The following is a 17,166-nucleotide window of genomic DNA, read 5'->3' on the forward strand; positions in this document are numbered from 1 at the left end:
CAAGATCAGTAATAGTGATTGTATGGGTACCGTCACCATTATCTACAACTTCACCTGTGATGCTGCCACCTTTTTCACCAGTGTCACCTTTATCGCCTTTGTCGCCTTTGTCGCCTTTGTCGCCTTTAGCGCCGGCTGCGCCAGTGTCACCTTTGTCGCCTTTAGCGCCGGCTTCACCAGTGTCACCTTTATCGCCTTTAGCGCCGGCTGCACCAGTGTCACCTTTATCGCCTTTGTCGCCTTTAGCGCCGGCTGCACCAGTGTCACCTTTATCGCCTTTATCGCCTTTAGCACCGGCTGCGCCAGTGTCACCTTTATCGCCTTTATCGCCTTTAGCGCCGGCTGCGCCAGTGTCACCTTTGTCGCCTTTAGCGCCGGCTGCACCAGTGTCACCTTTATCGCCTTTATCGCCTTTAGCGCCGGCTGCGCCAGTGTCGCCTTTGTCGCCTTTAGCGCCGGCTGCACCAGTGTCACCTTTGTCGCCTTTAGCGCCGGCTGCACCAGTGTCACCTTTATCGCCTTTATCGCCTTTAGCGCCGGCTGCGCCAGTGTCACCTTTGTCGCCTTTAGCGCCGGCTGCACCAGTGTCGCCTTTAGCACCAGCAGCACCAGTATCGCCTTTTTCGCCTTTAGCGCCAGCTGCACCAGTGTCACCTTTGGCGCCGGCTGCGCCAGTATCGCCTTTAGCGCCGGCTGCGCCAGTGTCACCTTTATCGCCTTTGTCGCCTTTAGGGCCAGCAGGACCGGTATCGCCTTTTTCGCCTTTAGGACCAGTAGCGCCGGTAGCACCAGTAGAACCACCACCGATTACGCTCAGGGTGTACTCGTTAGTGCCGTTTGAGGTCATTGTCAAACCGTTACCAGCGATCAGTTTCAGAGTGTTATTGGCATTTGATTTAGGATCGTATTTGTAAGTACCTTCAGCTGGTGAGCTACCGCTGCCATTGTGGCCTGTGAATACAAACGGATTCAGGTTTTCGATGCGGTTTGCTACGGCAAACAATTGAGAGCCGTTGATTGCATCGGTAGAAGTTGCAGAGATACGACCTGCGGCAACGTTTTGGATTTGACGTTCGTTACCTGCAGAACCTACAGACAATACTGCGCCATTGCCCAAACCGCTGGTTGCACCTGCGAAGCCGCTGTAAGTGTAGCTGCCAACAGTAGCAGTGTTAGTAGGTACGAAGTTGCTGGTTGTAGAACCGTTACCCAAAGCTACGCTGTTTTCGATAGTAGATTTAGCTTCAGTACCCAAAGCCAGAGTGTTTTTAGCTGTTGCTTGAGCACCGTTACCCAGAGCAGTTGCATATTCACCGCCATTAGCTTGAGCACCACGGCCCAATGCAATTGCTTGTTTAGAAGCAGCGTTACTTTGTACGCCCAAAGCTACTGAGTATTTACCAGTTGCTGTAGCAGCAGGACCGAATGCTGCAGCAGAAGTACCGTCAGCTACGGAACCACGACCGATTGCTACGTCAGAACCTTGTTTGGCTTGAGCGTCGCCACCCAATGCTACCGCGCCGTTTGCCAGAGCTTTAGAGCGCTCACCGATGGCTGTTGCTACGATACCGGTTGCTTGAGCTTCTGTACCGATTGCCATTGCCGAACCGGCATTATTTACTACGCCGTCGCCATCAGCGCCAGTAGAAGTACCGTCAGCTGTAGCAGAATGACCTACGGCAACGTCAGCAGCTTGCTTAGCAGTTGCACCGTTACCTTGAGCGATAGAGTTATTGCCAGCAGCTTTAGATTGAGTACCCAAAGCGATAGAGTTGTTACCGATTGCTTTAGCAGCAGAACCTGCTTTATTACCGAAATTACCATCCATCGCACCGCCAATAGCTACAGAATTTTCACCTGTTGCTTGAGCAGATGCACCACCAGCAAATGAGCCTGTGCCATTAGCTTGAGACAACACGCCGATAGCGGTAGCACGGTGAGCAGTTGATTCAGCATAAGCACCGACACCAATTGCGTTATCACCTCTAGAAACTGATTTAGTACCGACAGCAATGGAGTTATTGTTAGACGCAGTGGCAGTTTGACCCACAGCAATAGAGTTAGACTGAGCAGCAGTAGCGTTAGAACCTACAGCAATTGCAGCTTCTTTATTGGCTTGCGCATATGGACCAACTGCAACTGTCAGATTACCTTCTGCTTTTGTATATGAACCAACGCCGACAGCTTGAATACCTGACGCATTTGCGCTAGTACCTGCTGCAATCGCGTGGTCTTGGCTTGCCACAGTATCTTTACCGACAGCAATAGCATTGGTCCAAGCACCATGAGCGTTGTTACCAATAGCGATAGAATCTTGTTTTTCAGCGTTTGCATGCGTACCTACAGCAACTGCAGCAGCATTTGCATTGGAGTTATCACCAATAGCTGTTGCAAATTGTGCACCAGCATTTGCACGGTTACCGAATGCACTTGCGGAGTCTTGAGTAGCAGTTGCACGGTTACCTACTGCAGTCGCACGAATTTGAGTTGCTTGGGCTACATTACCGATTGCAACAGAAGCTTCACCACTTGCAACAGAGCTTACACCCATTGCAGTCGATGCACCGCCGGTTGCGATATTGTTATTACCTACTGCCAATGCTGCGTTTGCAGTCGCAGTATTGTTCGCACCGTAAGCGATAGTGCCATCTTGACTGCTGGCAGTATTTTGATAACCCACTACAACAGAGTTGACACCAACGTTTCTGTTAGAACCGTTGTAAGTACCATCAGGAGTAATGTCTACTGCACTACCTCCCAATCTTACAGCGGCCTCTACTCCGCTAGATGCCATCAAAGCACCTGCAGCAACCACCGCAGCAGCTACGGCTTTACGCTTGTCAGAAGCGGATTTTTTGCCGTGTGCATGGCTGATTTCGGAAACCGCGGTCCATGTCTGGGTCGCGTGGTTCCAAATGACTTTAAAGACTTTATTCATATCGATTTTCCTGTAAGGGGTTTGATTTCTTTTGGGACGTGTTGCTCGGCTGTAAACCGCCTGTCCACACATTTGCCGCATTTCAGAGTTTCCCCTTTATGCGGTTTCATGCCGTAATCTCCTGTATGCAATTCCCGTGCCAAAAGTCTCCACTCGGCCGAATGGCAGCTAAATTCCTGTTTTATGGGATTTTATGCTGATACATTTTGGGAAGCTTGTGAAGTTTGGGAAACGATGTGCCGTTTTTTGTCAGCTTGTTTCTTAACCAGTCACTTTTTGTCAGCTTCTTTCAATGCATTCGGAATCCTTGTCCAAATTTTATATGCGTTTGGTTTTACAAATCAACTCTTCCGATAAAGTGTTATTTTTTCGCCCTCAACGGTCATGCTAGTTAGATTTACTTGTTGTTTTTTTAAACGCCTTTTCTAACTATATGATTTTTATTGAAATTTTAAATAATAATGATTATTAAATAATATGTTAACAGGATAGTTATTTTAGTGATAGATTTAAATGTCAGCTTTTATTTAGAGAATTAATGAGATTTGTATCGAGGATCGGTTTAAACCGTGTGATGGGTTTATATCGCCTGTTTTCAGATGGCCTTTAACGTTTTCTAACATAGCAAACAGCGGGCAAATGACACGAATTTATGCGCTATTGAGCCGATGGACAGCGTTAAAAAGGCAAGTGTAAAACTTGCCTTTACGTTTGGAATCGGTCTGTTTTCTATGGTGTAAAACCATGCTGTATTTCAGACGGCCTTACCAACGAAATGTTTGGGTTACGCCTGCGGATGCGCCGTTGTTGCCGGCATAGCCGTAGCCGCCGGTATGGCTGGAGGTGCAGGCGGTGAGTGTGGCAAGGGTCAGGATGAGGAGGATGTGTTTCATGTTTTTTCTCTGAGTGGGTTGGTTTTAGGCTTGTGTGGCGTTGTGTTGCTGCATGAATCGGACGGGCTGGGGCTTGGTTGCTTTGTCCTGATTTACAGTTAGGTCACTAAATTGTTTGATGATTGAAGAAGGCCGTCTGAAAACGGGTTTCATGATATTGAAACTTTGTTTTCAGACGGCCTTTATTTTATATCAGCTTATTAGTGGCGGAAATGGCGGATGCCGGTGACGACCATGGCGATGCCGTGTTCGTCCGCTGCGTCAAAGACTTCTTGGTCGCGCATGGAGCCTGCGGGATGGATGATGGCTTTGATGCCCTGCTCGGCAATGACATCTACGCCGTCGCGGAATGGGAAGAAGGCATCGGAAGCGGCACAGGCGCCGTTGAGGTCGAGATTGGCATCTTGCGCTTTGCGGGCGGCGATGCGGGTGCTGTCCACGCGGCTCATTTGGCCTGCGCCGATGCCGTAGGTTTGGCCGCCTTTGCCGAAGACGATGGCGTTGGATTTGACGTATTTTGCGACGTTCCATACAAACATCAGGTCGTTCCATTCTTGCTCGGTCGGTTGGCGTTTGGAGACGACTTTCAAATCGGCGCGGTTGAGGCGGTGGATGTCGGGGGTTTGTACCAACAGTCCGCCGCCGACGCGTTTGAGTTCAAAGCGGTTGGCACCTGCTTCAAGCGGCACTTCCAATACGCGCACGTTTTTCTTGGCTGCGGCGATTTCGAGGGCTTCGGCGGTGAACTTCGGCGCCATGAGGACTTCCATAAATTGGTTGTCGGTAATTTGTTTGACGGTTTCGCCGTCCACTTCGCGGTTGAAGGCGATGATGCCGCCGAATGCGCTGGTGGTGTCGGTAGCGTAGGCGAGTTTGTAGGCATCCAAGGTATTGGAGGCGATGGCTACGCCGCACGGATTGGCGTGTTTCACGATCACGCAGGCCGGCGCGTCAAAGGATTTGACGGCTTCCCATGCGGCATCGGCATCGGCAATGTTGTTGTACGACAATTCTTTGCCTTGCAGCTGTTTGTAGGCGGAAAGGCTGCCTGCGGCGGGGTAAATATCGCGGTAAAACGCGGCGCGTTGGTGCGGGTTTTCGCCGTAGCGCATGTCTTGCACTTTAATCCAGCTTTGGTTGAACTGGCTTGGAAATTCGCCGATTTGTGGCTGGCCGCTTAAGACGTCGTCTGAAAGTGAGGTCAGGTAGTTGGAAATCATGCCGTCGTATTGGGCGGTATGGCTGAATGCTTTGCGTGAGAGGTTGAAACGGGTTTTGTCGCTCAATGCGCCGTTGTTGGCTTCGAGTTCGGCAGCGATGGCAGGGAAATCGGCTGTGTCGGTAACGATGGCGACATGTTTCCAGTTTTTCGCGGCAGAGCGCACCATGGTTGGGCCACCGATGTCGATGTTCTCAATCGCGTCTTCCAGTGTGCAGTTTGGTTTGGCGATGGTAGCGGCGAAGGGGTAGAGATTGACGCACACTAAATCGATATTGCCGATGCCGTGTTCTTCCATCTTGGCGACGTGTTCGTCTAAATCGCGACGGCCGAGGATGCCGCCGTGGATTTTCGGATGCAGGGTTTTCACGCGGCCGTCGAGCATTTCGGGAAAACCGGTATAGTCGGCAACTTCGATAACGGGAACGCCTGCATCAGCCAAGAGCTTTGCTGTACCGCCGGTAGAGAGGATTTCAACACCGAGCTTGGTCAGGGTTTGGGCAAATTCGACTGCGCCTGTCTTGTCGGATAGGCTAATCAGGGCGCGTTTGATGGAAGACATGGGATTTCCTTTGTTGAAGGTTTAATCGATATGGTATGAATTTTCAGGGCGGTATTATCCGCTATTTTCGCCTTTTTGGCAGTAGGTTTTTATAGATATTGTTAACAATTTTATTGTAAAAGGCCGTCTGAAACTTGGTTTCAGACGGCCTTTTGCTTTTGCCTATTGAAATCCCATTTTCTTTGCCACCCATACTGCGCCTGCCATGCCTGCACATAATGGCATGAGTAAGGCAACGGAGGCGTAGGTGAGTTCTAAAACAAAGACGATGGCCGTCAGTGGCATTTTGAGGGAAACGCCAAGGAAAACGGCGGCTCCGACAACGGCCGCGCTTTCGGACGACATTTCTGGGAAAACGCTGTTCCACGCGGCGGCAGCTGCAAAGGCAATGGTACTGCCGAGCATCATGGACGGGGTAATCAGGCCGCCGTATGCACCTGCCGCCAGCGCCATCAAGACGACCAGCCATTTGACGGCGGTCAGCTCAAGGCTGTGTTGCCAGTCGGTCAATCCGCCAAAGGTCAGTTGGTTGCCTGCTTTGCCGTTGCCCAAAATTTCGGGAAACCAAACGGAAATCGCGCCAATGAGTGCAAACATACAGACGGCCAAGGGAATGATTTTGATGTTGTCGCGCTTGATGAAGGGGAACTTTTGGGCAGTACGCTGGAAAAAGACGGCGGTTGCGCCTAGTACTGGGCCGATGATGACGGAAAACCAAAGTAATGATGTGTTGATGGAAAGGTTAGCCGGATGATATTGCTGCACGTCGCCCAAGCCGATGCGCGCGACGGCAGTGGCGATGACGGAAGTCAGCAATGCGGCGGCGACGGCTTGCTGAGTCCATAAGCCCAGCATGGCTTCGAGGATAAAAAGTGTGGAGGCGAGCGGCACGTTATACACGGCTGCCAAACCTGCACCCGAGGCGCAAGCAATGACCAGCCTTGTGTCGTCTTCGCTCAACCCGAAACGGTTGACGCCTACTGAAGCAAAGGCAGCAGTCATTTCGCGCGGCGCAACTTCGCGGCCGAGCGGCGAGCCAAGCCCGACGGTAATGATTTGCAACAGAGCATGACTGACGGTTTCAAAAAACGGAAAACCGGCGAGCGGATTTTTAACCACAGCTTTAATGCTCGGTTGCGGCCTGCCGTAGCGTTTGAGCAACCACCACCCCAAGCCGACCACCGCGCCGCAAAAGGCCATCACTCCGATACGCCGCGCAGGACTTGCCTGCGATACGCCCTCTCGGAATGAAACGTATAGGCCGTCTGAACCGTAACCGTAGGCAAGATGTTGAATTGTATGCATGATTTCGGTTAATACAATGCCGACTATGCCGCCGATAATGCCGGTAATGATGAGGGCGGCCCAAAGTTTATGCGTTTCTTTCACGGGATTTGACTTGAGGTAGTAGTGGTTTGATCAAAGCGTTTTTCGAGGGAACTATTGTCCGCCCAAGGGATAGTTTTTGGGGGCGACGTGGGTTTTGCCGTTATAAGGGAAAATATATTTCTGATTTTTATAATTTTTCTTTCCTGATACGCCGCTGAGTTTTGCAGTCAGCGCCCATACGCCGGATACGGCAGGACGGCTTTTGTCAAAAGCAATTTTGGCTTCCAGACTGGTATATCTGTCTTTGCAGAGGCGTTTTTCACGCCCTTTCAATTCATCGCAATCGCCAAAATATGCGCCGTTATCGTTACCGCTGATCATGACGCTGTTGCGGATTCGGTTGCTATCATCGGTAAACAGGAAGTTTTGCGAAGTCGTCGTGTCGCCTTGGCCTGTATAACTTGATTCGGCAACATAGCCCCAGTTTTGTGCGCCCACCTGAACAAACTTCCATTCCTTATTCTCCGGCGGCTCGCCCCATGCGCCGATTTTATCTTTTCCGTGCTGTTTGATTGCCCACTTGCCGTCTGTTTTCTCCAAAACAAACAATTCTGCCAGACCGGAAGAAACATGAGCGTCCTGTTTTACTTTTTGTTCCATATCGTAGGCAAAACCTGTGTACAACACATAGCGCGCGGCTTTGCCGTTGCGCGTTACGGTATGATCGGCAACAGGTTTCATGCAATACATAATGTTGTCAGATGCTGTCTCACTGTCTTTCGGCGGCTTGGCGAGCTGGCATTTGTGCGCGGCAAGCGGTCGGTTGTAATACTTGGCAATGACGGCCTGTACAGCGGCTTTGTCGTTATCGGGTGCAGCCGACGTCAAAATAGGGCAGGCAAGCAAAAGCAGGGAGATAATGCGTTTCATAGAAATTTTCCCAAAATGTTTTATTGAAAAAAGTACTGCTTACTTCAGGCCGTCTGAAACCGTTTTCAGACGGCCTTTTTGTGTTTGTTGCCGATACGCGCCAGCATACCGGCGACAAAAGTGGACGCAATAACGACGGTAATGCCCATCGCAGACATAGCACTTAAATGTTCGCCCAAAATTAACACCGCCATGATAACGCCGATGACAGGCTCAAGCGAAATCAGCAGGCCGGAGACGTTGGCAGGGACTTTGTTCATGCCTTTGTTCCACAACAGATAGGCAAGCCAACTGCAACCGATCCCCATATACAAAATCGACAGCGTACCGCCCCATGACCAGTTGATTTGATAACTGTCTGCCAACACCAGCGAAAACGGCAGACACAACACCGCTGCCACCGCCATGGAAGCCACGGTAAATGCAGGCGCACCGATACGGGCAACCATCTGCTGGCTCGGACGTATCACGCCTGCAAAACCCAATCCCGCAAGCAAAATCAACAGACAGCCGAACCAGTCAATCGTACCGCCCTCTTCCGCGCCGCCCATTACCATCATGCCCACGCCGGCAAACGCCGCCGCACCGCAAATCCAGTGGTAAATTTTCGCTTTGTCGTTGAAGAAGAAATGACCGACAAAGACCACCAGCAAGGGTTCCAACCCGACCATGGTAACCGCGCTGGCGGCAGATGTATATTTCAAACCGATAAACTGGAGCATCAAAACGACAACGTAGTTGACAAAGGAAATCCACAACAACGGCTTCCACTCGCTCCGCGGAATCCTACCCAAATGACGGCGGCACGACGGCAGCACCATCAATGCGGCAATCAACAACCGTGCCTCAACCATCAGCGCAGGGTCGATCATCTCGTAAGAATACTTGGCAGCGATAAAAGAGCTGCCCCAGATCAGCAGGGCAAGTATTTGATAGAACATGGTCCGACCTTTTAAAAAGGGTTAATCGTTTCTTCTCTATATTTATTATTCAGACGGCCTGGAGGGTTAGCCTTTTTTATTTTGTCTGCGTCAGCGAATCCAAAAAGTCGAAGAGTTTGGCATTCATTTCACTGAAATCCGCCGCTTCGATTTTATCCGGATGCTGGACATAAGTTTGGGCTTGGCTTTGTTCGGCCACATTTTCGCGTCCGTCCACCGCAATCAGCAGCCCGACGGCTTCACGGTCAAACTCCAAATGGGTCTGGAAGGCATAATGTTTGGGCGCAAAACGAATAATCTGGCGCGGACAACCTTTGCTGGTTGCCAACACAACCGCCTCATCCGTCAAACCGGGCATATCGCCGTGCCAATGGCCGGTATTCAAGGTTTTGCCCAACAGGGAAACATGGGCATCCGCCAAACCTTCCGCCGTCAGCTCAATCGGATAAATGCCGATTTCACGCTCAGTGCTGCGTATGTGGCGCGCGCCGTAGGCAACGGATAAAAGCTGCGCACCCAAACACACGCCGACAATATATTTATCCGCCGCCATCGCCTGACGCATCAGGCGCAGCTCGGATTTGGGGTCGTAATACGGGAATGCCTGCCTGTCTTCATCAGGCGATTGCGGCCCGCCCATCACAATCAAAAAATCTATATCGTCCACATTGTCAGGCAGGGTTTCCCTTTCGTACACTTTGGTTGTACTGATGTTATGTCCGCGCCATTGCGCCCATTTCAAATATGCTCCCGGCACTTCAAATGCCTCGTGCAAGATGAAATGGATATTTAATTTATTCGGATTTTGCATTGTTATTTCTCCTTCGACCGTCAGGACGGATTGCCCTGCCGTATTACAGCATACCGTGCTGTTGTAATTTTTTACGCAGGGTATTGCGGTTCAAACCCAAAATAACGGCCGCTTTAGACTGGTTTCCGCCGCATTGCTCCATTACGCAGGCAAGCATCGGCTTTTCCACTTGATGCACCACCATATCATACACGCCGCAAGGCTCTGTACCATCCAAGTCTTTGAAGTATTGTCGTAAGTTTTGTTCAATACATTGCGCAATGTCAGTCGTCGTTTGATTCATCGTCATGTCTTTCTTTGGATTTGTTTTTAAATGGATTTATTTTTAAATGATGAGGCCGTCTGAAACCCTTTAGCCTTCCCGATAGTGGCATACCCAGCGGTCGGTTTTCTCCGAAAGCGTCTCAAGATAGGCGGCAAGGGTATCGTATTGTGCTGAGGCACTGTCCAAGCGGTTGATTTCTCGGCGTGTTTGCTCGCCGTCGGGCATTTCATCGATGTACCAGCCGATGTGTTTGCGGGCGATGCGTACGCCGGCCACTTCGCCATAAAATTCATGCATGGCGCGGATGTGATTCAAAATGGTGGCGTTGCATTCTGCCAAGCTTAAGGCCGGCGGCAAAACGCCGTGTTCGGCGTAATGTTTTAAATCACGGAAAAGCCACGGCCTGCCTTGTGCGCCGCGCCCTATCATGATGCCGTCGGCAGCGGTTTGTTTGAGGACGGCGGCGGCTTTTTGCGGCGAAGTAATATCGCCATTGACCCAAACGGGGATGTTCAGATGGCCTTTGGTTTCGGCAATCAGTTCGTAACGCGCTTCGCCTTTGTACATCTGTGTACGGGTGCGGCCATGGATGGCAAGGGCTGCGATGCCTGATTCTTTGGCGATTTTGGCGATGGTCGGCAAGTTTTGATGTTCATCGTGCCAGCCTAGACGGGTTTTGAGGGTAACGGGTACGTCCACCGCGTTGACAACGGCTTCCAAGATTGCGGCAACCAAAGGCTCGTTTTGCATCAATGCGCTGCCTGCCTGCACATTGCAGACTTTTTTGGCCGGGCAGCCCATATTGATGTCAATCACCTGCGCGCCCAGGCCGACGTTGTAACGCGCAGCTTCCGCCATCTGTTGCGGATCGCTGCCTGCAATCTGCACGGCTACAACTCCGCCCTCGCCTTCAAAATCGCTGCGGCGCAAGGTTTTTTTGGTATGGCGCAAGCTCGGATCGCTGGTCAGCATTTCGCATACCGCCCACCCTGCGCCAAACTCGCGGCAAATCCGGCGGAACGGTTTGTCCGTAATGCCTGCCATAGGGGCAAGTGCGATGGGGTTGTCAATGAAATAGCCGCCGATGTGCATGATGTGTGCGCCAAATTGAAAGGGCTGAAATTGTACAATTTTTAAGCAACTTTTCCAATCGTATTTACATGTTACACAATGAAAAAGGCCGTCTGAAACTGGGTTTCAAACGGCCTTTTCAGACAAAACATTTAAATAAACAACATAACAACCATCTGCACTGCGTCCTGAATCATAGCAATAATCGGCCAAATCAGTTTGGCCAGCAGACCGCTAAACAACAGAATCAGGATAATCCATGTGCCGTATGGCTCGATTTTACGGAACTGCATGGACTGTTTGGCGTTAAGGAAGGTATCGATAAAAATACCGCCGTCCCAAGGCAAAATCGGAATCAGGCTAAATGCGACCCAAATCGAGTTCACCATCACGCCGTAACCGGCCATCTGCGCCAAAGGCGCTTGATAAGACTCAGGCACATACGCAGCAAGTACGACGACAAAACCCCAAAAGAACGCCAAAATCAGATTGGCAATCGGGCCTGAAATCGACACCCAACGCCACGCGCGGCGTGGATCACGGAAATTACGCGAATCGATGGGCATAGGACGCGCCCAACCAAACAGAAAACTGCCTATCATCAGACACACCAACGGCACGACAATCGTACCGACAGGGTCGATGTGCGGCAGCGGATTGAGCGTCAAACGCCCAAGCTGCTCGCCGGTATGGTCGCCCCAATACCGCGCCGTATAACCGCGTGCCACTTCACGAACGGTAATGGCCAACAACACGGGTAATACTGCCAGCAGAAATACGCCTAAATCAAAATTTGCAAACATGGTTTTCCTTATCAAACATGCCGTCTGAAAACAGAAAATATCCTTTCAGACGGCCTGAGGCTTTAATCTTCTTCTGTCTTATCCGAATCGAAAGACTCTTTCAGCTCTTCCCAAGTAATGCCCTTACCTTGCGGATTTAGTTTGAAGACTGGTTCACTATAAAGTAATGGCGAATATCTTTAATAAAAGGCCTGTCATGCTGAAATTTAACACGCAGTACCGATTCCATAAAGGCTTTCAAACAGTATGATTCATTGCTTCTCGCTATCATACCTGATTCAATTACCCTATCTATTTCAAGTCCAAAGGCCGTCTGAAACTTCAAATCCAGTTTCAGACGGCCTTTGATTTACTATTTAAAATGCCTCAGCTGTTTTACAGGCTGTAATACATTTCAAATTCCAGAGGATGCGGCGCCATGCGGATACGGCGGACATCTTCTTCTTTGAAGGCGATGTAGCTGTCGATCCAGTCTTTGCTGAACACGCCGCCGCGCAGGAGGAATTCGTGGTCGGCTTTGAGGGCGGCCAATGCTTCTTCCAAAGAAGCGCAAACGGTCGGCACCAATGCATCTTCTTCCGGAGGCAGGTCGTACAGGTTTTTATCGGCAGGGTCGCCCGGATGGATTTTGTTTTGAATACCGTCCAAACCGGCCATCAACAAAGCGGCAAACGCCAAGTATGGGTTGGCGGTCGGATCAGGGAAACGTGCTTCAATACGGCGTGCTTTGCTGCTGTTCACAGACGGAATACGGATGGAAGCGGAACGGTTTTTGGCGGAGTAGGCCAGTTTGGTCGGCGCTTCAAAGTGCGGCACGAGGCGTTTGTAAGAGTTGGTGGACGGATTGGTAATCGCGTTCAGGGCTTTGGCGTGTTTGATGATGCCGCCGATGTAGTAGAGCGCGGTGTCGCTCAAGCCGGCGTAGCCGTCGCCTGCAAACAGGTTTTGACCGTCTTTCCAGATGGATTGGTGGACGTGCATACCGCTGCCGTTGTCGCCCATGATGGGTTTGGGCATGAAGGTGGCGGTTTTGCCGAAGTTGTGGGCAACGTTTTGAATCACGTATTTCATGTCTTGGGTTTGGTCGGCACGTTTAACCAGAGTGGCAAAACGCGTGCCGATTTCCATTTGGCTGCCGGTACCGACTTCGGCGTGATGAACTTCCACTTCGATGCCGAGTTCTTCCAAAACATTGACCATGGCAGAACGCAGGTCTTGACCGCAGTCAATCGGCGCAACGGGTGCGTAACCGCCTTTGACAGTCGGGCGGTGGCCGGTGTTTTGACCGTCCAAATGCAGGCCGCTTGACCATGCGCCGCTTTCGGACGTGATTTCGTAACGGGTTTTGTGCATGTCGGTTTCAAATTCTACGCCGTCAAAAACGAAGAATTCAGGCTCAGGGCCGAAGTAGGCGGTGTCGCCGATGCCGGAAGATTTCAAATAGGCTTCGGCGCGGCGTGCGATGGAGCGCGGGTCGCGGTCGTAGCCTTGACCGTCGGCCGGGTCGATAACGTCGCAGGTAAAGACAACGGTGGTATCGTCGTAGAAAGGATCGACGAAGGCTGTAGATGCATCGGGACGCAACTGCATATCGGAAGCCTGAATGCCTTTCCAACCGCCGATGGACGAACCGTCAAACGCCTGACCGTTTTCAAACCATTCTTCGGGATCGTCGAGGACGATGCGGGCGGGTACGGTAAAGTGGTGCTGCTTGCCTTTGGTATCGGTAAAGCGCAAATCTACGAAGCGGGCTTCGCTTTCTTCAATCAGTTTTACAGCGTCTTTGATGGACATCTTCAGCTCCTGAGGGATTAGGTATAATTTGTTATTCTATCACGGTAAGGCCGTCTGAAATACATCAGGGCGCCCGTTTTTACGCACTGAAATATAGTTTCAGACGGCAAGATTGTCAACAATATGCTTCGGTTTGTCTATTCAAAAGCGGAATGCCCGCCCTTTTATCCGAATGCCGACAAAACAGATGCCGTCTGAAAGCAGTTCAGACGGCATCTGTTGTTTGATTTGAAAATGGTCAACGAGGATCGTGGTTGCAGACAAATTTGTACACACTCTCTCCACCCGTACCGGGAATAACATAACTCCATTCGGCATAGGATGGTGTATAAGAACCGATAGGGTTTCCCGATTCGGAATACCACGTTACTGTCAAAGCCCTAAAACGTTTACCACTGCAATCCATTTCTTCCAACGCTTTAGCTGTATTATAAAATTTTCCATTGCTAATCATCTTTTTCGGCTTGGCGTACCTTGTTTCAAACCATGCACTATTGTCCGTACGGCTGTCTGCATCACCAAATATGGTAGTATTGTTACTGTTAATACCTAGCAACACCCAATCTTCCGCCACCGCCGGCGTTGCCAACCCTAATGCAAATACTGCCAAGCACAACATCTTTTTCATGTCCGTCCCTTTCGTCCTTATCAACAAAATAAAGTTAAATTGTAAAAAAATGACTTTTTTTTCAAGAAACAAATATTCCATCATGCTACCTGACAACCGTTTCAGACGGCATCGTTTCCATCTGTACGCCGCCGTTATAAAATAGCCGTCCCGTCTTTTGGAACACGACCATGACTACCCTCCCCCGTTACGCCGTTTTCGGCAATCCCGTTGCACACAGTAAATCGCCGCAAATCCATCAGCAATTTGCGCTGCAGGAAGGCGCAGCCATTGGATATGAGCGCATTTGTGCCGAAATCGGCGGTTTTGCCGAGGCTGTTGCGGCGTTTCGTGCCGAGGGCGGGCAAGGTGCGAATGTAACCGTTCCGTTCAAGCAGGAAGCTTTTGCGCTGGCAGACGAGCATTCTGACCGCGCTTTGGCTGCCGGCGCGGTTAATACGCTGGTGTGGTTGGAAGACGGCAGAATACGTGGCGACAATACCGACGGTATCGGTTTGGCCAACGACATCACGCAGGTTAAAAACATTGCCATCGAGGGCAAAACCATTTTGCTTTTGGGCGCAGGCGGCGCCGTGCGCGGCGTGATTCCGGTTTTGAAAGAACACCTCCCTACCCGTATTGTCATTGCCAACCGTACCCATGCCAAAGCCGAGGAATTGGCGCGGCTTTTCGGCATTGAAGCTGTCCCGATGGCGGATTTGAACGGCGGTTTTGATATCATCATCAACGGCACGTCCGGCGGCTTGAGCGGTCAGCTTCCTGCTGTCAGCCCTGAAATTTTCCGCAACTGCCGCCTTGCCTACGATATGGTTTACGGCGACGCGGCGCAGGCGTTTTTGAACTTTGCCCAAAGCAGCGGCGCTGCCGAAGTTTCAGACGGCCTGGGCATGCTGGTCGGTCAGGCTGCCGCCTCCTACCATATTTGGCGCGGATTTACGCCCGATATCCGCCCTGTTATCGAATACATGAAAGCCCTGTAACCATGTTCCGCATCATCAAATGGCTGATTGCCCTGCCCATCGGCATCTTCATTTTCTTCAACGCTTATGTGTACGGCAACATCATTACCTACCGCGCCGTCGCGCCCAGCAAAACCGCCTTCATGTCCATGCGCATGAGCCAGTTTGCAAAAGAAGGCCGCGATGTCGAGCTAGATTACCGCTGGGTGCCTTACGACCAAATTTCCGTCAACCTCAAAAAAGCCCTGATTGCTTCCGAAGACGCCAACTTTGCCGAACACAGCGGCTTTGACTGGAACGGCATCAAATACGCCATGAAACGCAATAAGCAAAGTGGCGAAGTTAAAGCCGGCGGTTCGACCATCAGCCAGCAGCTGGCGAAAAACCTGTTTCTCAACGAAAGCCGCAGCTACATCCGCAAAGGCGAGGAAGCGGCGATTACGGCAATGATGGAAGCGGTTACAGACAAAGACCGCATTTTTGAGCTGTATCTGAACTCAATTGAATGGCACTACGGCGTATTCGGCGCGGAAGCTGCATCCCAGTATTTCTACAAGAAACCTGCCTCCGCCCTCACCCGCCAACAAGCCGCCAAGCTCACGGCGCGCGTTCCGGCTCCGCTGTTTTACGCAGACCATCCTAAGAGCAAACGGATGCACAACAAAACCAATATCATCTTACGCCGCATGGGTTCGGCAGAATTGCCTGAAAGCGATATGGATTAATGAAAAAGGCCGTCTGAACATTTCAGACGGCCTTTGTTTTTAAGCTTTCTCTTCCGGTTCCGGTACGTCAAACACTTGGCGCAGGTAAGCGAGGAAGGTGTTGTTGGTGGTCATGGTTTTGCCCGGGGAGTCGGAGAGCTTGGCAACGGATTGTCCGTTACACTCGACGAGCTTCAAGACAATGTTCAAAGGCGTGTGTCCCAAATCGTTGGTCAGGTTGGTACCGATACCGAAACTGGTTTTGAAACGGTCTTTGAAGTATTGGTGCAACGCCCATGAACGCTCAATATCGAGGCCGTCTGAAAAGGTCAGCATTTTGGTGCGGCTGTCGATTTTAAGTTTTTTGTAATGCTCGTAGGCTTTGTCGCCCCAAACATAAGGATCGCCGCTGTCGTGGCGCAGGCCGTCAAAGAGTTTAGCGAAGTACAGGTCGAAATCACGCAAGAAGGCATCCATGCCGACCACGTCGGTCAGGGCGATGCCGAGGTCGCCGCGGTATTCGTGTACCCAGCTTTCCAACGCAGCTTTTTGGAAATTGCGCAAACGTACGTCCAAGGCCTGGAAGGCTTGGAGGAACTCATGCGCCATGGTGCCGATTGGTGTGATGCCGAGTTTTTTAGCCAGATAAACGTTGCTGGTACCGCGCACGATGTCGGGAGCGGCTTCTAACAAGGTGCGGATAACGTGTTCCTGCCATGCAAGGGTGTAGCGACGGCGCGTGCCGAAATCGGAAATAAGGAATGGCGGATCATTCGGATTTTGTGTAGCCGCAATTTCTTTCAGCTGTTGCGCTTTGGCCTGCAAACGGCGCTCGCCCTCTTCGATGACGGCAGGCGTTTCCAAGCGGCGGAAATAGAGTTCGTTGACGATGGCAAGAATGAAAATCTCGAAGAACATCGCCTGTATCATCGGGCCTTCGATGCGGATGTTCAGACGGCCTTGATCGTCAGGGCTGACTTGGACGAAGCGGCGTTGGAGTTGGAAAAGTTCGAGATAATCGACAAAGTCGCTTTTGATAAAGCGCAGGCTGCGCAGATAGTCGAGTTCGTCATGGGTAAAGCGCAGCTGGCACAGGAAGTCGAGCTCGCGTTCCAAGTCTTCTTGAATATCGGCCAGCGGATACACCATCTCTTTGTTGCGGCAGCGGAATTCGTAGAGGCTGTGGGTTTGCGGGAATTGGTGTAACACGACTTGCAGCATAGTAAATTTGTACAGGTCAGTATCAAGCAGGGATTGGATAATGGGCTGATGAGCAGACATAAGCTTTCTCTGAGTAAACGTGGGCGTTGAGGTATCAA

15 protein-coding genes are annotated in these 17,166 nt (G+C 51.0%); 2 read left to right on the forward strand and 13 right to left on the reverse strand.

Annotated elements, in window-relative coordinates; translation table 11 throughout:
• From ACTHTY_RS10355 to ACTHTY_RS10410, 12 genes are all read right to left on the reverse strand, one after another.
• Positions 1-2,938, reverse strand: a 2,938-nt coding sequence (locus tag ACTHTY_RS10355; RefSeq protein ID WP_440367523.1) for an ESPR-type extended signal peptide-containing protein, incomplete at its 3' end; no start/stop codon positions are given.
• Positions 2,939-3,702: 764 nt separating this feature from the next.
• On the reverse strand, positions 3,703-3,831 hold the full coding sequence (locus ACTHTY_RS10360) for a hypothetical protein (protein ID WP_440367524.1): 129 nt from the start codon (positions 3,829-3,831) through the stop codon (positions 3,703-3,705).
• A gap of 200 nt (positions 3,832-4,031) precedes the next feature.
• Positions 4,032-5,612: a bifunctional phosphoribosylaminoimidazolecarboxamide formyltransferase/IMP cyclohydrolase gene (purH, locus tag ACTHTY_RS10365; protein ID WP_250615035.1), complete on the reverse strand. Its 1,581-nt coding sequence runs from the start codon at positions 5,610-5,612 to the stop codon at positions 4,032-4,034.
• Between the two features lie 162 nt (positions 5,613-5,774).
• Positions 5,775-7,001, reverse strand: coding sequence for a chloride channel protein (locus ACTHTY_RS10370; protein ID WP_070588039.1), 1,227 nt, complete (start codon positions 6,999-7,001; stop codon positions 5,775-5,777).
• Between the two features lie 51 nt (positions 7,002-7,052).
• Positions 7,053-7,871, reverse strand: a complete 819-nt coding sequence (locus tag ACTHTY_RS10375) for a hypothetical protein (protein ID WP_107737404.1) — start codon at positions 7,869-7,871, stop codon at positions 7,053-7,055.
• Positions 7,872-7,936: 65 nt separating this feature from the next.
• Positions 7,937-8,812, reverse strand: coding sequence for a DMT family transporter (locus ACTHTY_RS10380; protein WP_440367527.1), 876 nt, complete (start codon positions 8,810-8,812; stop codon positions 7,937-7,939).
• Positions 8,813-8,888: 76 nt separating this feature from the next.
• Positions 8,889-9,623 (reverse strand): glutamine amidotransferase-related protein, encoded by a 735-nt coding sequence (locus ACTHTY_RS10385; protein ID WP_440367528.1) that lies wholly within the window; start codon positions 9,621-9,623, stop codon positions 8,889-8,891.
• Between the two features lie 43 nt (positions 9,624-9,666).
• The gene (locus ACTHTY_RS10390; RefSeq protein WP_440367529.1) at positions 9,667-9,906 is read right to left on the reverse strand and encodes a Fis family transcriptional regulator; all 240 of its coding nucleotides are present in this window, start codon (positions 9,904-9,906) and stop codon (positions 9,667-9,669) included.
• Positions 9,907-9,975: 69 nt separating this feature from the next.
• Positions 9,976-10,980, reverse strand: coding sequence for a tRNA dihydrouridine synthase DusB (dusB, locus tag ACTHTY_RS10395; RefSeq protein WP_440367530.1), 1,005 nt, complete (start codon positions 10,978-10,980; stop codon positions 9,976-9,978).
• 131 nt (positions 10,981-11,111) lie between these two features.
• Positions 11,112-11,762, reverse strand: a complete 651-nt coding sequence (locus tag ACTHTY_RS10400) for a site-2 protease family protein (RefSeq protein ID WP_440367532.1) — start codon at positions 11,760-11,762, stop codon at positions 11,112-11,114.
• 375 nt (positions 11,763-12,137) lie between these two features.
• Positions 12,138-13,556: a type I glutamate--ammonia ligase gene (glnA, locus tag ACTHTY_RS10405; protein WP_440367534.1), complete on the reverse strand. Its 1,419-nt coding sequence runs from the start codon at positions 13,554-13,556 to the stop codon at positions 12,138-12,140.
• Between the two features lie 238 nt (positions 13,557-13,794).
• Positions 13,795-14,184 carry a surface-adhesin E family protein gene (locus ACTHTY_RS10410; protein WP_308187285.1) on the reverse strand — a complete coding sequence of 130 codons (390 nt, stop codon included), beginning with the start codon at positions 14,182-14,184 and terminating at the stop codon, positions 13,795-13,797.
• A gap of 170 nt (positions 14,185-14,354) precedes the next feature.
• On the opposite strand from ACTHTY_RS10410, the gene aroE reads away from it, so the two are divergent.
• Together aroE and mtgA are read left to right on the forward strand one after the other, a co-directional pair.
• The gene (aroE, locus tag ACTHTY_RS10415) at positions 14,355-15,164 is read left to right on the forward strand and encodes a shikimate dehydrogenase (RefSeq protein ID WP_440367536.1); all 810 of its coding nucleotides are present in this window, start codon (positions 14,355-14,357) and stop codon (positions 15,162-15,164) included.
• Positions 15,165-15,166: 2 nt separating this feature from the next.
• Entirely contained in the window at positions 15,167-15,868 is a 702-nt protein-coding gene (gene mtgA, locus ACTHTY_RS10420; RefSeq protein WP_003684244.1) for a monofunctional biosynthetic peptidoglycan transglycosylase, read from the forward strand.
• Positions 15,869-15,907: 39 nt separating this feature from the next.
• Here mtgA and pncB read toward each other — a convergent pair whose 3' ends face one another.
• Positions 15,908-17,128 (reverse strand): nicotinate phosphoribosyltransferase, encoded by a 1,221-nt coding sequence (pncB, locus tag ACTHTY_RS10425; protein WP_440367537.1) that lies wholly within the window; start codon positions 17,126-17,128, stop codon positions 15,908-15,910.
• Positions 17,129-17,166 lie beyond the last annotated feature (38 nt).

This window comes from Neisseria sp. P0019.S002 (genome assembly GCF_051957155.1).
Lineage (GTDB): Bacteria > Pseudomonadota > Gammaproteobacteria > Burkholderiales > Neisseriaceae > Neisseria > Neisseria perflava.

Bases quoted from the DNA above. Each gene is read 5' to 3' on its own strand.
- ACTHTY_RS10360 (WP_440367524.1), bottom strand. From the start codon at position 3,831: ATGAAACACATCCTCCTCATCCTGACCCTTGCCACACTCACCGCCTGC.
- purH (WP_250615035.1), bottom strand. From the start codon at position 5,612: ATGTCTTCCATCAAACGCGCCCTGATTAGCCTATCCGACAAGACAGGC.
- ACTHTY_RS10375 (WP_107737404.1), bottom strand. From the start codon at position 7,871: ATGAAACGCATTATCTCCCTGCTTTTGCTTGCCTGCCCTATTTTGACG.
- ACTHTY_RS10380 (WP_440367527.1), bottom strand. From the start codon at position 8,812: ATGTTCTATCAAATACTTGCCCTGCTGATCTGGGGCAGCTCTTTTATC.
- ACTHTY_RS10385 (WP_440367528.1), bottom strand. From the start codon at position 9,623: ATGCAAAATCCGAATAAATTAAATATCCATTTCATCTTGCACGAGGCA.
- ACTHTY_RS10390 (WP_440367529.1), bottom strand. From the start codon at position 9,906: ATGAATCAAACGACGACTGACATTGCGCAATGTATTGAACAAAACTTA.
- dusB (WP_440367530.1), bottom strand. From the start codon at position 10,980: ATGCACATCGGCGGCTATTTCATTGACAACCCCATCGCACTTGCCCCT.
- ACTHTY_RS10400 (WP_440367532.1), bottom strand. From the start codon at position 11,762: ATGTTTGCAAATTTTGATTTAGGCGTATTTCTGCTGGCAGTATTACCC.
- glnA (WP_440367534.1), bottom strand. From the start codon at position 13,556: ATGTCCATCAAAGACGCTGTAAAACTGATTGAAGAAAGCGAAGCCCGC.
- ACTHTY_RS10410 (WP_308187285.1), bottom strand. From the start codon at position 14,184: ATGAAAAAGATGTTGTGCTTGGCAGTATTTGCATTAGGGTTGGCAACG.
- aroE (WP_440367536.1), top strand. From the start codon at position 14,355: ATGACTACCCTCCCCCGTTACGCCGTTTTCGGCAATCCCGTTGCACAC.
- mtgA (WP_003684244.1), top strand. From the start codon at position 15,167: ATGTTCCGCATCATCAAATGGCTGATTGCCCTGCCCATCGGCATCTTC.
- pncB (WP_440367537.1), bottom strand. From the start codon at position 17,128: ATGTCTGCTCATCAGCCCATTATCCAATCCCTGCTTGATACTGACCTG.